Below are 16,776 nucleotides of genomic sequence, written 5' to 3' on the forward strand. Positions count from 1 at the left end.
AAAACGAACTGAAACGGGAACAGGAAAAGGACGGAAATGTAGCCTAGATCTGATGTTGGGACAAACTATTTTTGCGAAAAACCCTTGACACTACCACATCAAACGACACTTTTCTGGATATTTCTTTTGGAGTAAGACCTTCTTTATATAGGTCAATGACCTTTTGCCATTCTAATAGTTTATCGTTCATGAGAACCTCATAGTTGTGTCCAACTTTTGGGGTTCAGTTCACATTCGTGCGGGTCGGGCTATATTTTATGGGTCGCCCGGTTCACTCCGTTCCCGCCCAACCTCATAAAACCGAGCCCAAGGTCTCGGCCCCAAGGGGTCACTATCCCTAACGCGGAAGCAGATATCAAACATCATGTATTTTCTTTAACGCATCCGCAATAGCCATTGCTTCATCAATAGTATTACCTTTCCCAAAGGTAATCCTTATCGTCCCTTTAGTATATTCTTTATCTAAACCAATCGCTTTTAAAACATGAGATACTTGAATATTTTTGCTATCGCATGCAGAGCCTGTTGAAACACTTATTCCCATCAAATCCAAACGATGCAGCAAAGCTTCGCCTTCAAAATCCTTGAAAGAAAGACTGATATTTCCCGGAATATGATTTTCCGCTCCATTTCGGACAAAATTTAAACCAGCATTATACAATTCATGCAACAAAGCATGCTCCAAATCCTGCAAATGGCATTTATTCTTTTCAATTTCTTCACAATTCTTCTTCAACGCTACAGACATTCCCACAATAGAAGCAATATTTTCAGTTCCTGCACGTAATCCGTATTCCTGTGCACCACCACAAATAAAAGGACTTAATAGATTTGGATTTTTTGCATATAGAAATCCTACTCCCTTCGGGCCATTAAATTTATGCGCTGAAGCAGAAAGGAAATCAACATCTAAATCCTGAACATCAATTTTCAAATGACCTATCGCCTGAACAGCATCCGAATGAAACAAGGATTCTCTCTTATGAGCAACTCGACATAAATCTTTTATAGGTTCTATAGAGCCTATTTCGTTATTGGCGAACATAATAGAAACTAGATTTGGAGCAGTCTCTAATTTTATGATTTCCGCGCAATCAACAATTCCTTTATCATCAACGCCTAAATAATCAACCTTGTATCCAAGTCCTTCAAGTTGCTTACAAGGATTCAATATTGCGTGATGTTCGATTTCACTAACAGCAACTCTCCAAGAAGCTGAATGCGACAAAGCAAGTTCCTTAATTACCCAATTATCACTTTCAGTGCCACATGAAGTAAACAGTATCTGTTCAGGATTTGCACTAATGCAAGAAGCTATAGTTTCACGAGCTTCCTTTAACGCTTTCTTCGCAGACCGAGAAAAAGAATACGGCTGCGACGCATTGCCATATTGATCCCTTAAGAAGGGGAGCATTGCATTCAAAGCATCATCATCTAATTTCGTCGTTGCAGCATTATCAGCGTATATCATAAGACTTATTTGAATAGCACACAGCCTTCTGCTTTAAATTCTTCAATTTTATCTTTAATATCTTCAACAGTCGTACCTAAATACGCAGCAAGACAATCTAGGCAATAGAAGTTTTTCACATTTCGTCCAAGAAGTTTTTTGCAAACAGCGATTTCATCTTTCTGCAAATCAAACTTCAAGCACGACACACACTTAATTTGCATTTTCCGCCTTTATTTTAAATTGCGGAACATCCTTGCCGCCATATTCCTTAGGATCAAGATGACCTAATTGATTGCGTATTATTTGGCGCATACTCTTTGCTGGTTTTAAGCAGTAATGATTGAACATTCCCAAATCAACATCTTTTTTATTGCGGACATTCGGGAATAACAGCTTTAGATACGCAGTTGCAATACGCTTGACCGCTTCTGTATCGCGAACATCAGCCCTTTCTGGCACATCAATCAATTCATCGACAATAGCTCTGTAGGTTCCATCATTACGCAGCAGATGCATAATAGAGCAGAAATATTCGGAATTTAGAGCCCAATCTGAAATTTTCAAACCATCATGCATTCTCGGAATATCCCAACCTTTAATAAATCCATGGAATCGATCCATCAAAGCACTTTCCTTGAACAAATCAGGCAATTCTTTTAGCATAAATCCACATTCATCCATATAATCTTGGAGAATGTTTCCAAGAAGAATGATACCTGCATCACCAACGCCTTTATAAGTCCCAACGGTAAATTCACCTTGTTCCATGTACCCTTTCATGGCACCTTGCATTTCACTCACATTACCAAAATCAATAGTTTGAATTTCATCAAGAGCCACATAATCGTTATTGCAAACAAGCCCCTCGGCACGTTTACTTACGTCATAGAACATTTTTGCTCTAGTCATCGTGCCACCAGTAGAAAGCCAGCTATACTTACTCACACGACCAAACAAATATGATTTTCCGGTCCCTTTAGGAGCTAATTCTATCAAATTCAATCTTTTTTCTATAAATGGCAATAATCGAGTAAGCATAGTCATCTTCTGAAGATGATTTTCATAACCGTTGGGATTATAATCTATCGCACCCAACAAGACATCGATCCACTCGTCAATTGTAAATTCCTTTCGGATGTCCTTATAGAAATCCAAATCTACCTCGTAAGGGCAGAAATTTGAAAAACTCACAAGTTTTATTTTACCGGGGACCTTCTCATCGGGATAACGATATCCCATTTCGACAACGCCCCACTGTTCCCGTGCTTTCAGCAAATCATCTTTACATTCTTCCCATACATTTTCATCAATATATGTTTCTCGGCTAGACAAACCAAATTCAGGCAAGGCAAAAGATTTTTCACTAGTTCTAATGTCAACATCAACTGAAATTTTTGCTAGAATTTTTACATGCTCATTATCGGTAATTAACCGATCTTTGATGCTAACCCATTCCTCTTTGCGAGGATAATATGTACGAATAAAATCGCTTATTTCTTCGGTGCTATAGTTACCCTCGTCATCTTCAAACTTTTTTAGAATCCAGTCGCGCAAGAACGACGGGAGACTCAACGATGAAAAGAAATTCGTTTTTTGAAGGTCCTTATAGACCACCATTTCATCAAAGCATTCTCTTAATTTATTAGACATTCCTTACCTCACAGCAAATTGCGTTCTTGTGCCATCTTTTTCTTAATCTCGCATTTTAAATCAGATTTTAGGAGATTTCCGTTTTCAAATACTCTCACATCATACATCCCAGCCTTGATGCTTTTCGGAACATCAAAGCTAAATTTCTGACCAGACATTTCTATCGCCGGTATTTTTTTACCATTTATTTCCATAAATACGTTTTTCAATACCGTTTTAGAAGCTATCTTAATTTTCGCATTTATGCCAAAACCGACAGTTACTTCAGGAGTTTCAATCCATATCTCAACATTCGTTTGTTTCAAACATATTTCTATTATGGGAACAGCAACCTCTTCCAAAGTTGCGCCTCCATGAACTTCTACAGTAGGCCTTCTTCCGCCCTTAAAACGCTTATAACCCGCCACTACACAGAATTTTCCGTCCATAGTATCAACGCATGTTGTTTCTTCAAGATTTGCTGCATCCTCAGAATACTTGCACACGCGACCGCCATGACTGACATCAGCGGCCACCTCAAATTCGCTTATCGAATAATCATAATCTTTCTGAGCAACAACAGCCAATCGAGTTGCACCATGATCAGCAATCATAAAGCACCTATCAACATTTCTCGATTTCAGTTCACTTTGTATTCTGCTCAAAGTTTCTTCAATAATCACAAGCTCCTGAATCAAGTGTATAGGCAACTTTGTTTTCTCATAACTATAATCCAAAGTTCCGTCATGTTTAATTTCATCAATTCCCTTGACATTCTTTGCTTCAATTCCGTGACTCTTGAAAAAATCAACAAAGTCTTTGTTATATAATGTGAGTGAAGGAAGTTCTGATCGGCATACCTTTATGTCAGCCATTAGTCTTTTCTTATTGCACTCTTGCTGAATAAATCCTAAATATTCAACTCCCATCGCATCCATAAAATAAAGCGATGACTTTTCTAAATTCAGTTTTTCAAGCAAAGAAGAACGAGACGGTAACAAACTGTTGTAATCGCGTTCTTTGGCCTGTTCCTCTACTATTTTCAGAAAATCTGGTTGAATATGATTGGTCAATTTCTCATATTTATATGCGCTGAAATAATTGTTCAGAAAGTCATTCCTAAAATCGAAATCAATCAAATAATTGCTTAGTTCCGGATAAACATGCGAAAGAACTGCAGTTAGTTCTTTTTTCTCCAGAGAAGCTCCATTTTCGTCCAAATACTCAAAAATAAGCTCTTTTTCTTGTTGCGAAATATTTGTCAAATATGGCAATATATTTCCGTCTTTTGCACGAACAACATCACAGAAATCTGAGAATTCCGCCTGTTCACCTTTCATTAATTTTAAAAGTTTCAAACGAGCATCATAGAAATCCCAATATCTGTAATCATTGGCGCCAAAATCAAAAATACTCCTAAAAATACCTCGAACAATTTCTTGTGCAGATGCTATTTTAGAAATGACATGTTTTAAACAAGCATTTTTTGACTCAAACAATCTTAGACCAATATAAAACAGCCATTTTTTATCGTCATCCATTGAAGTAAAATCATGGAGACTATCTTCTAAAGACTTGTGCGATCCGAATACGGAATCAATTACAGGCTCCCAACTTGTGTTTTCCTTTAACAGACCTAAAGCGTATTCCCATTGTTCGCTAGATCCTTTATCTATAGAAATATTTGCAGTTTGCGGAATTCTGCTACAAAGGACTTCATAAGCATTGTTCAGTTCTCGAATATTTATCTTAGCATCAGGAAAATCCCTTTTCTTTTTTGACGTCAATATGTAGGCAACGGCATCATCCTGCTGCTCAAACATAGATCCGAATAAATGAACACCTCCATATGGTCGAATTCCCTGAGGCAAATATTCCGGAGCAGGGACAAAACAGACATCTAAATACTTTTGGGGCATTCCTTCAACAGAAAGAATCTGACATTTTTCTTTCAGTCGAGGATCCGTTATGCGAAAATCAACACCACACTGCACTGTCAAAATAATTTTCTTTGAACCAATAGAGAGCAATGTTGACAAAACTTCGGCGGTTTTTCGCGAACCAAGAAGTTTCAGGAATCCAGAAAGGTTGCATATAAAGGCAAAGTCCTCCATCCTAAAATCAGAATACAGGTTCTCAAAACGAGGCATTGAATCTTCGTTGCAGTATTTTTCTACAGAAATTTTTTTATCTGCAAGAAAATTCTCCATAAAAGAACGCATGTCTTCTGCATTTGCAAAATCAATCCACAAAGGATAACTTTGTGCCGATTTACGATAGCTTTTTGCCTCTAATACACAGCTTTCTAAATTCATTTTTTACTCCTTGATAATTTCAAGGCCAACAATCATATTATCCTTAATCAAATTTTTCAAATATTCCTTAACCTTCGCAGCATCCATTTTTTCAATCTTATCAAAAGCCTTTTTAAAGCCACCCTGGTTGTATGTTTTTTCAGCATACATCTTTACACGGTTTTCAACTTCAGGATGTCGCAGCCAGTTATATGGCTCAGCGGTAACATCAGCTTTTAATTTTTCCTTAACATTTTCAACCTGATCCAACAACTCAGAGTATTCTTTGAGAATTGTATTACGGAAGGCATCATCTCTTGCAGACGAATCACCCAGTTTTTCAAAGAAATCAGCATCACTTAAAAACTTCAATGCGGCATTGACTTTCTTTTCATCAGAAACCTTATCATTAATGGTGTCAAAAGCACTTCGAGCATCGTCATACTCTTTCTCACCCATCATTGAAAGAATCGGCATCGAATAACGCGACGACCATTCTTTGGGGCTATGCGTTCCCGTTTTTTCTTTCCACAACGCCTTTAACTTTTCAGCACCAAGATTTTGCCTAAATTGCGTCACAATATCATCAATTCTACTGAGATATGTCGGCTTATCATCATCAAATACACGGTCTGGAATTCGGTCAAACACGGCTCTGATATTATCGTCTGTCAAGCCATCTAAATACGATTTGCACACATTCTTGAATGTTGACACCTGATTATTACGAAACTCAACAAAAGCGGCCCCTTCAGCCTTTATGGAATCCAGAAGTCGTTTCTTTTGCGATATCTGAAGATTTAGGTTTTGCCGGATTTCAACCATCGAATCCATTATATGAGCAACATTTCCAAGATCATTTTTTGCAGCAGCATAGGAAACTTTGATTCGATCACTCTGCCCACGCCAATCTTTAAGGGTCGCTTCAATAGAATTATTCTTTGTCAAATACTCATTGCTGGCCTCAACAATCTGATAGTCCAAAATCACTTCATCTATTCGCTGCCGAATAGTTTCTTCGGTCCAAAGCCAACTAGCCGATTCAGCGTCAAACTTGTTTCTTAAAATATTAAGATATTCGCAACTTGAATCTCCAATTTTTTCTGCTAGTACAATCAAAGAACCATTGTCGTATGATTGCAAATACAACTTCATTGCATCAACAGACTTTTCCTTTGTCAAAAGATTCTTCAAAGATTGTGCTATAGACTTGTTATTCTTTGATTCTTTACCAATATTCAGAGCACAGGCATTTTCAGAACCACCCCCAATATTGTTGTTATTGGCAATACCTGTATAATCGTCAATCATAGCCGACAAAGCATTGTCACATTCAGGCAACGATTTTAGCACCACAATAGGAAATGGCAGTTTTTTTATTTCACTGCGAATTCTATCTCTAGCCGTTTCCAAGGAACTCAAATACATCTTAGAAATGCCAAAAGCAATCGAAGTCGTTTCAAAGAACAACTTCATTTGTTCCGACATCTGCACGATATATTTAGGTTTGTATTTCGGATTTTCCGTCTGCTTATGTTTCAGATATTCCGCAACACATTCCTTGAGTTTCTGGATAGATAGAGAATCGCTAGCAGTGTCATCGCTATAACTAAGTTTATCTACATATTCTTTTAAGACAAAGCCCAAAACAAAAGCAGTCAAATTACAGGGCATGAAGCCAAAAGGTTTTTGTTCAAGCAAGTCGTATATTTCACCAATAGCAACTCTATCACCTTTTTTGAATCGTTCCTTGATATATTCGTCAACCTTTATTTTGATTTTAGAAATAGTCAAAGTGGGATTCTTTTCCCAATAGTTTTCAACTTTCCATGCACCATCAAGGTTCTTTTCCAATTTCGTCGCATCATTACTACTTCTAAACGAACTTACAACTTCTTCTTTTGCGCCAACTTCAACGCCTTGACCAAAAGAAGAGCCTTTCCACATATGGTCCGTGACATTGAAATTAATTTCCAGGCTGTCAGGGTACTCCCACTTGTCAATTTCCTTTAATTTCGTTTGGAGACTTTCAATTTTTACAATCCGATCACCACTCTTGTCATATTTTGAATATACGTAAAAATCTCCAGCACAAATACGATTCTTCCATTGAGAAAGAACTCCCTTCGCGTTTTTATCATGCTGTTCCGACTGTTTACGATCCTTTTGAGCGAAGCACTTCATCTGCGCTTTATTTTCGACATATTGTTTCCATGCATCCATTCCAAGCGGGGTTATCGAAGCATCAACAAAAACAAAGCCCTCTAAACTCGGGTCAACCATATAGGACTGTATTTTCTGCGTAACGTTATTCTGTTCTACATCGTTTTTCGCAAAAGCGACAATCAAGGGAATTTTATTACCCAGTTCTCCATTAACATACTTATTTTTCTTTTTATTCTTCGTAATCTCTAGATTTTCAAAACAAGCAATATCTATGTCATAACGAAGTTGCATATCTGAAGTCAAATTCAGAATTTCAGGGGTAAATTCTGCTTCAGCCAGCAATTGCGATGTCGTTGATATTTTTTCAACTTCTTTCTTGTATTTTTCCAACTCATCTAAATCAACCGCATTTTTCATCGCAGAATAGACATCTTTTCCATTCCCTATATTCTTCTTGAAAAGAATTTTTTCATTTTCAAGGGCTTTCAAACTGTTTTCAACACCAGAGATTTCATTATCGCCACTAAAACTATATCGAATATTTTCAGCTGTGGGGAGCAATGCATCTACAGAATTGCCAGTCCGTTCAGAAATTGCTTGCAACAGCAAAGCCGTTTTTAGAACGCGCTGTTCTTTTTCATGCAACTTTTTATTAGATACATTATTGTAGCTATCCAAAACAGTCCGAACATCTTGTGACAACCCATCTTTGCCTTTTTCGTAGAAGAAATCCCACAAAAGGTCAATCGTCAACACATTCTTGTCATCATTTGGGCCAAATTCCTTAATAAACCACTGGAATCCCATGAAATCCGCACCATTTGCACCATCTTTGATGAATTGGAACATACTGCGCTGATTCGACTCAAATGCGGAAGAAATAAATTTCAAAAGAATTGCGGAATAAGGATGAATTGGGAGAACCTTAACAAGATCTTCATCATCCAATTTCATTTTTTTGGCAAGTTCACTACGGGCAGGCTTTGTTGAATCAGCAATTGACTGAACATATTGTTCATATTCTTTTCGAATAGACTCATCCGTTTTTTTCTTCAATGCCTGGCCAATCAACTTTAATGCCATATTTTCAGGCAATTCAATGTTGCAAATCGGATCAACAAAGCGGTCACGAATCTTTTTCCATTCAGTATTATTATCACCGAACATGGCTTCACCCTTATGGGTGACAATAACCATACAGAAAGGAGCAGATGCACTCAGTTCCACAATTCTTTGAAACCCTGTCAGGTGCCCCATATTACTCTGGAAAAATTCCGTAAATTCATCCCAAATAAAAACTATTGCTTTAAGAGAGTTCTTTTCTATAACTACTTTTATCCATTCACAAAGTTTATCGGCGTCTATGTCCAAAACCTTGATTTGTCTCTCATCTGCAACTTGAAAAAGCTTATCCATCAATTCTGACAAAGCAACGCCATCTAATGTCTGCAATTTTTGAATAACATCATCAATAGAGTCGCCTCCAAAAAGGACGCTTTTTTCTTCAATGATTTGTGTTAAATAGTTTTTATTGGCATTGTTTTCTAGCCATTTTAACACGCCATCTTTTAAAGCCCCTGCCCCACTATTTGCAATACCAGCTTCTTTGAGAGCTTTATCAATGCTTTCTTGGATTGCAAAAGCAAGTTGTGCATCGCCCTTGATTTTAGAGGATCCATAGCGATGAACAGTAAGAATTTTTCCTTCAGCCTTATGCTTTAAGAATTTTTTCTGGAAATCTTTATCTATTCCAAAATCATTGAAATAAGCTTTAGCGTCATCTTCACTGGCATCAAGCAGCTTCTTTAAGGTCAAAACAGCGTGAGATTTACCTGTACCATACGCACCTTGAACCCAAATAGAGAGCCTTTTATTTCTAGACAAGACCGCTTCTATGTCGGCAAGCAATTTCTTAAAGGTATCATGCGGGTAATAGCTCTTCCACACTTCAGGATTTTGCTTGATGACATTTTCATCAACCACGGGGAAGTATTTCGGGTCTATGTCAAAGTATTCTTGATATTTACTTGTGAGGGACATGGCAAACTCCTTAAACTAAATCCAAAACATCCGCAGAAGTCTTATCACTACGGAGATTAATGTTGTCAAGATCAAGAGTGAACGAAACAGAGATAAATTCAGGGTAATTTACGGAAAGACCTGTAAGAATCTTTTTCATTTCATCTTCATTTAATCCAAAAATTTCTGTAGGCGAAACTCCAGCACTTTCAATTTCATGATTCAGCAGCCTCGAAAGCGTAAACTGATAAAATCCATCACATGCTTCTGCAAATTTGTAAAGGGAATAAAGAACTACAAGAGAGTCAGGATCTTCCCATGGGGTGCGAGTAATGGAAGTGAGAGATTTTTTCTCTTTGAAACCTTCTCCCATCCCGACCTTATTGAAAGGCAACTCAACGAAACGAGAGAAAGACGCCCAAATATCTCCGACCCAGCTTTCCTTTACGCCGTCAGAAATCATCATTGACGAGACATATTCTCTCGTATAAGGCTCTTTAAAACCTAATTTCTTCACAAACCAATTAATCTGTGGCGCATACACTAGATTTACCAGCATAAGAGCCCAACTTTTTTCCGAATCTAAGCCACAAACTTCAATTTTTTCAGCAAATTTTGTAAAACCTGATTTATCCAGCAAGTTTGCATCGCGTAAAAAACGCTTGAAGAAACTCAACATTTGGCTGCCTAGACGGTTCTTTTCTCCAAATTCATTTTTAAATTTGAAATATTGTTCAAACCAATCCATTTTGGGAGCATGATGAGAATAGCTATTCAAGCTCTTATTTTCTAGCATAATTAACCCTCCCTTAGGCTGTTCTAAGGATTTGTAAATTAAACATCCTTTGTCTACTTTATGGCATTCACTACAATGTTTGCAGTTCTCACTGATAGACAATTTGCCTCGGTTCATTGATATGCACCCATGTCGGCAATCAGCCTCGCACTCATGACATCCAATGCAACAAGCAGATTTACGAAACACATTCTTCAACAACTTGACAAATTCTGGGTCACTTTTGGCAAGTTCTTTATTATACCGAACTTCAACGGAACTTTCTTCTTGAAGAACTTCAAATTCAAGAATCTTATTTCTGAAATTAATTTTGTAGGGCGATTCGTTGTTTTGGACGACCCCAATGGTTTTAATCCATTCCTTCCAGTCAGTTGTCGGCGAACTAATTTTTATGGCGTCAAAAGCCTTACCCGACAAGGAAATCTCCTCATAGTTTAAGGGAATATCCAAATCGCGTCCATTTTTCCTTGCTTTCCATCCGCCATTATCCAGAAAATCATTAAATTTAGCAGAATCCGTTCCTAAACTTTTTTGGTACGGAATTTTAATTGAATTCAAGAGCAAAGAAAACTCTTTTGCATAGCATTCTTTTGCAACAAATTCACTATATTCCGTAGAACGGGGACATAAAAGACACCCCGCCCTACGATTTCCTTTTTTATAACTTTCATTAAGTACAAGATGTTCTTGGAACATATAAAGAAAGAGCTCCGCAGAATTCCATTCCAAGATTGGATTACAACTATATTGCCCTTTATGTTTTTCACCAAGGCTTACATAATCGTATTTACTTCTTGATTCACTTTCATCTGCACGAACACCAATAAACGCCATACCCGTAAAATTCGGTTTACCTGTTAAATTTCGCAGCAAGATGATTTGAGGCGATGTTTTATGAACACTACAGCACCAACGCGTTACCGTTGCAGGAGGTCCGAATTTTGACCATGTATAATCCGGGTCAAATTCGGACGTTGTCCGTAAAAAATCCACATCCATATCTTTGCAAAGCTGTTCTATCTTATCTACCGTTTTATAGGTATCAGGAAATTCCATCTTAGTATCGCCAAAAAGAACCCTAAATTCATTGTGCGGCAAGGCTCTTTGCACTATATCTAATGTCACGACACTATCTTTTCCTCCACTAAAGGCAACATAAAAAACATCAATTTTTTTGCGATATTTGAGATATGTATTATAAACCTTCTTGATGGTTTCTTGCGTCAAAAGGCCTAGTAATTCGCGATTTTTTTCTACCATCGCATCTATATCTACAGGCTTTAACTCACTGCCATTTGGTTCTGGTTCTTCAAGCAAAATGATTTCTGGTGCATGGTAAAGCGAACCGCCCTTTGTCTGAGCAACCAATTTCCCGCGATAGAAATATTTGGTATGTTCCGCCCACATAATCGGGGCATCGTCATTTTTGGGATATTTCCAATGTTTATCAAAACCGAGTAAGTCTAATTCTCGATAATACACAGGACGAGGCTCCTTGCTGAACTCCAAAGGAGTTGTATTCAACAACAAACCGCCAGTTTCTTCATCCCAAGTATAAGAGTACATCAAATCTCCTTATTTTCTAGAAGTCCGCAATTGCAGAGACTTTTCCAGCAAAGAATCAATATTTGAACATTTTTCACGAGCGAGGTAGCCTTCTTCCTTCAAAAATTTCTTTGCCCGACCGGCATCAAAATTCTCTTCTGAAAGAGCATGAACTAGAACATCTTCAAAATTCATCGTTACGTTATTTCGCACAATGGCTCCGGCGTAAGTGGTTTTTGAAAAATTACTATGAACAAGCTTAAACTTTTTACTGCATCGCCATAAAAAACTTTCTAACATAAAGTGGTTCCAGTTTCCTCTGACAACAGGAAATCCTCCCCAAAAATCAATTTTCTTCAGTGGAATAAAATCTTTATCTCGTACAAAAGTTTCAATTACGTCATCAATGGCATCAACATCCATTTTAGGAACACTTTGAACAAAATCCCGTTCATTCAACCGAAATGAATTACCATAAATCACATCATAAAATGCCGGAACACCTAATGAATCCGCCAACAAATCGATGTCGTCAACCGTAAACGATTCTCTACTTTCGCAGAAATCTTTGAACAAGACCTCATTACTGATGACTTTGCCTTTTTTAACAATCAAATTTCCCTTAAAGTCAAAATCATCGCCTAACAAAACAGCAATTGCGTTACGGATGCCTAAATCTCTAAATCCGCTATTTCTTTCGGCAATGTCAGAATACCTACTCTTCAAAGCCTTGACAGCGTCCATACTTCCAATAAAATCAGAATTATCTAATTCCTGCTTTATCCATTCGGATAACCACTCTATTTCATCTCCCGCTATATCGAAAGTCTCTAAAATAAAGCGAGAGCGATCGCCATTACTTAATATTTCTTGTGTATTTGAGCAATTGGTAAAGGCATTTAATATTTTCTGTTGTGGAATCCAATTCAATTTCTTGAATATTTCATCATCGCTCATAGGACGACGTTCTTCTTCAAGCAATCGTTTTACTTCATCTTTAGGACTTCCTACATGACGAAAACTTTCATCCCTAAAAACTCTATCTTTGTTGATGTAGTAATTGAAACCGGGTAAAGCCTGCAAGTATGTTTTTAGAATATCCGTACTTTCTATAGCCGTGCCACGAAAATCATCCGCAAAACGTTCAAAAAGGATTTCCAAATAAAGACGGGGATGCAAATTCAATTGCTCTTCAATATATTCCAGCAACTTTACTTTAGTAGATTCATCAAGTAAGTTCTCAATCACATACAAGCGACCATCATGAACCATACCACACATTTCTATAGTGTTATCTAGCTCCATGTCACTTAAATTTATCTGAGAGCCATTTAACTCTTCATAGAAGTGCCGAAAACGATTTCGTTGAATAATATTTCCTAGAATGTATCCACTTGAAAACTTCTCAATAAGGATATTTTTGTATGGAACTAAAAGAAAATCTTCTTGTGATGAATCCTTTGAACATGTCTCTTTTTTCTGTGAAGTTTCTCGATTTTCTTGAGAAGAGATCAATATCTCTTTCGTCTCTGTAGAATCAAGAATTTCTACAAGTTTTTCCTGCGCAACAGCATCTTTACCTATATACGCCACATGAACTTTCTCTAATGAGATGTCGCAGAATTCGAGAATCTTTTTCACATGAGCATATATTTGGGCTGCGCTTAGTTTTGTTTCAATAAAAAAACTGCGGCTTATTTTTTGCGGGCTGTTGTGAAGATATTCTCCTTTTGAACTCCAACGAACAACCGATTTAACTGCACTTTGGGTTTCTTTATTCGCATACTTTTTGTTCGCGTATAAAGTTGCGATAAAAATGATATAAAGGCTTCGCCAAGTTTGCAATGGAACATCAAAAATTTCGCCATTCAATTCAAAAAGCAACGGTTTAGTTCCCGTCACAACAACATTTTCGTTAAAAGAGAACGTTTTCAACTCTCGTTGCAGTTCAACATCACTGCAACGCAATTCATCCAAAGCCTTTTGCCACTTTTTCGTCAATCAAACCTCGTCAGTCGCTCTTGCACTGGCAGTTTGATTGCGCTGTTCTCTGAAAATAAGAAAAGGCGCAGGTCGCTGCGTTTACTATGCGGGGCTAGGGAAAGCCTGTAAGTGAAAACGCGAGCAACCCACGCCCCAAAAGGGCAATGCACCACAGACCTACATTGCTGTAGGTATAGCACATCGAACCACGCCGTAAATACGGCATGGCTGCGTGAGCCTCGCCTCACTCTCACTTACGTGAAATTTCCCTATTTCGCATAGAGAGCAAGAGCTAAACTCTATTTTCTTTAAAATTACATAAATATGGACGAGAGAGGGAAAATCAACTTCGTGAGAACGTCATTTTGCAGCAAAATTGGCGTTTTCTCGCCAAAAACAGCAATTTCAGGAAGACTTTTCTCAAAACTTCTCAAATTGTCATAATCTGACATTGGGCGTTTATATATTTGATCCAGTGAGGTTCCATGCTGACGACATTTCTTATATATTGGCCCTTTTCGGGGCTGGCGACGCAGGGGATGCATGCGCCATCACATTGCTTTTGAAGATTGTGCCGTTCCTGATTATCGTGGGAATTGTGGCATCGCTTATGTTTTGTGGAGGGTGATTTTCTAGTAATCCTTTTTGTTCAATAATTACGAGGTCAAAACGGCTTTTTTACGCAAATTTCGACATTTTGGGTCCTAAAACCTCGTAAAATGCTCGTAATGAACTCGTAAAACAGCGAAATTTACAAGATTTCTCAGAAAATAATCTATATTCAAAACATCAAGATAAAGCGCTACGAAAAGCAAAAAAGTTGTTTCGTAGCGAATTATACGAGGTTTTTATGGCAATTCTTGGTCGAAAAAAAGAAATTGACGAACTGAAGCAGCTGTATTCCAGCGACAAGGCCGAATTTGTCGCCGTTTATGGTCGCCGTCGCGTAGGCAAGACATTCCTTATAGACGAAGCTCTAAAAGGATTGATTACATTCCGCCACGCCGGACTCAGCCCTGTAGACGAATCAGGAGCATCGAACAACTCCAAGCAACAGCTTCAGCATTTCTACCAGTCGCTCCAATTGCAGGGGATGAAAAAAAGCCATTGTCCCAAGAACTGGCTTGAAGCGTTCTTTATGCTGGAACAGTTTCTCCAACAAAGGGATGATGGTAAAAGACAGGTCATCTTTTTAGATGAACTCCCCTGGATGGATACTCCCAAAAGCGGCTTCATAACCGCTTTGGAAAGTTTCTGGAACACTTGGGCATGCCATAAACAAAACCAGATGCTTATTGTTTGTGGCAGCGCCAATTCATGGATGCTAGACAATCTCGTCAATAACCATGGTGGTTTATATGGAAGAACCACTTACGAAATCAAGTTGATGCCGTTCACTCTATCCGAATGTGAGGCTTTCTATAAAAGTCAGGGTATTCAGATGTCGAGATACGATATAGCCCAGGCGAACATGATCCTTGGCGGCATTCCCTACTACATGACCTACTTGGCAAAAGGCAAAAGCCTCGCCCAGAATATCGATACGTTATTTTTTGATTCTAACGCCAAACTGAAAAACGAGTTTTCTCGTCTATTCGCATCCGTCTTCACTAGACCAGAAGATATGATTCGTATTGTCCGATTCCTATCGTCTCGTCGAAACGGTTTCACACGTGATGACATTGCTCAAAATACACAATTGTCCAACAATGGAGACTTATCCAAACAACTCAACGCCCTTACCGCTAGCGACTTTATCGAGAAATACTTTCCCTTTGGCGAAAGCAAACGAAAGCCTCATTACAAACTAATCGATCCTTTCTGCCTATTCTACCTACGCTTCGTAGAAGGTCAAAAAAACATAGACCCGCAATTTTGGATGAATAACGTCGACTCTGCCAAGATAAACGCCTGGCGAGGCTACGCCTTTGAAGATTTGTGCTTTAGACACATAAGTCAAATAAAGCATGCTTTGCAGATTGCAGGGGTTACAACGACACAATCCGCATGGTCGTTACAGGGCGACGACAAACAGGTCGGAGCACAAATAGACCTTATCATATCTCGCAAGGACAACGTAATAAACCTGTGCGAAATGAAATTCTACAGCGAAGAATTCACCATATCTAGCGACTATCACAAGACTCTTGTCCACAGAACCAATCTCTTGCAGCAACAGGTATCTCGCAAAACAGCCGTCCACAGTACACTCGTGACAACTTACGGACTCACCTATAATGCCTATTCTAGCGATTTCATGAATACTATCACGCTCGATGATTTGTTCAACACCTAACAACGTCAGCTAAATAAAAAGAGTCCTGCATCAACCACTATTCGGGGTTTTAGGGGCGGAGCCACTAGGCGAAGGGGTAGCAGAAGACCTGACTGGGGCGGGTTATATAAAAGACGCCCACTCTTACTTGAGTGGGCGTGATTATAAGGGCGGGATCGGGGCTGTAGCGAGGGGAAGGCCTTCCCCTCCCAACAACTTACTTAACCACAATATTCACAAGCTTGCCCGGCACGACGATGGACTTCACGACGGTCTTGCCGTTCATAAACTCCTTCACGCGGTCGTTGTCCATGGCGAGCTTTTCGAGGGCGGCCTTGTCCATGTCCTTCGCGACAGATGCCTTTGCGCGGACCTTGCCGTTCACCTGGAACACGACTTCCACGGTGTTTTCCACGGCCTTGGAGTGGTCGGCTTCGGGCCAGGCGACGTTCGTGAGCGATTCGTTGTGGCCGAGGATGCTCCACATTTCTTCGGCGATGTGCGGGGCAAACGGGTGCAAGAGCTTGACGAAGGTTTCGCACGGTTCGCGGTAGCGCTTGTCCATCTTCATCATTTCGTTGTTGAAGATCATCAGCTGGCTAATCGCGGTGTTGAA

General features: G+C 38.8%; 9 protein-coding genes. 1 reads left to right on the forward strand and 8 read right to left on the reverse strand.

Translation table 11 applies throughout. From position 1 onward, the window contains the following. Positions 1 to 355: 355 nt before the first annotated feature. From BUC02_RS15295 to BUC02_RS15325, 7 genes are read right to left on the reverse strand one after another with little or no spacing between them, the layout of a single operon-like run. A complete protein-coding gene (locus BUC02_RS15295; RefSeq protein ID WP_073324024.1) occupies positions 356 to 1,471 on the reverse strand; it encodes a cysteine desulfurase family protein in 1,116 nt (371 codons plus the stop codon). A 5-nt stretch (positions 1,472 to 1,476) separates the two neighbouring features. After that, positions 1,477 to 1,638 (reverse strand): hypothetical protein, encoded by a 162-nt coding sequence (locus BUC02_RS15300; RefSeq protein ID WP_217653099.1) that lies wholly within the window; start codon positions 1,636 to 1,638, stop codon positions 1,477 to 1,479. Between the two features lie 25 nt (positions 1,639 to 1,663). Next, positions 1,664 to 3,103, reverse strand: coding sequence for a BREX system Lon protease-like protein BrxL (brxL, locus tag BUC02_RS15305; RefSeq protein ID WP_073324028.1), 1,440 nt, complete (start codon positions 3,101 to 3,103; stop codon positions 1,664 to 1,666). 8 nt (positions 3,104 to 3,111) lie between these two features. Then, positions 3,112 to 5,397, reverse strand: a complete 2,286-nt coding sequence (gene pglZ / locus BUC02_RS15310) for a BREX-4 system phosphatase PglZ (protein WP_073324030.1) — start codon at positions 5,395 to 5,397, stop codon at positions 3,112 to 3,114. 3 nt (positions 5,398 to 5,400) lie between these two features. Further along, positions 5,401 to 9,582 carry a hypothetical protein gene (locus BUC02_RS15315; RefSeq protein WP_073324032.1) on the reverse strand — a complete coding sequence of 1,394 codons (4,182 nt, stop codon included), beginning with the start codon at positions 9,580 to 9,582 and terminating at the stop codon, positions 5,401 to 5,403. Between the two features lie 10 nt (positions 9,583 to 9,592). After that, positions 9,593 to 11,923, reverse strand: coding sequence for a phosphoadenosine phosphosulfate reductase domain-containing protein (locus tag BUC02_RS15320; protein WP_073324034.1), 2,331 nt, complete (start codon positions 11,921 to 11,923; stop codon positions 9,593 to 9,595). 9 nt (positions 11,924 to 11,932) lie between these two features. Next, a complete protein-coding gene (locus BUC02_RS15325; RefSeq protein ID WP_073324036.1) occupies positions 11,933 to 13,903 on the reverse strand; it encodes a hypothetical protein in 1,971 nt (656 codons plus the stop codon). An 832-nt stretch (positions 13,904 to 14,735) separates the two neighbouring features. Here BUC02_RS15325 and BUC02_RS15330 point away from each other — a divergent pair. Next, positions 14,736 to 16,181: an AAA family ATPase gene (locus tag BUC02_RS15330; RefSeq protein ID WP_073324038.1), complete on the forward strand. Its 1,446-nt coding sequence runs from the start codon at positions 14,736 to 14,738 to the stop codon at positions 16,179 to 16,181. 196 nt (positions 16,182 to 16,377) lie between these two features. Here the strand turns inward: BUC02_RS15330 and BUC02_RS15335 are convergent. Continuing rightward, a partial coding sequence (locus BUC02_RS15335) for a class I tRNA ligase family protein (protein WP_139261089.1) occupies positions 16,378 to 16,776 on the reverse strand: 399 nt, incomplete at its 5' end.

The organism is Fibrobacter sp. UWOV1 (assembly GCF_900142495.1).
Classification (GTDB): Bacteria; Fibrobacterota; Fibrobacteria; order Fibrobacterales; family Fibrobacteraceae; genus Fibrobacter.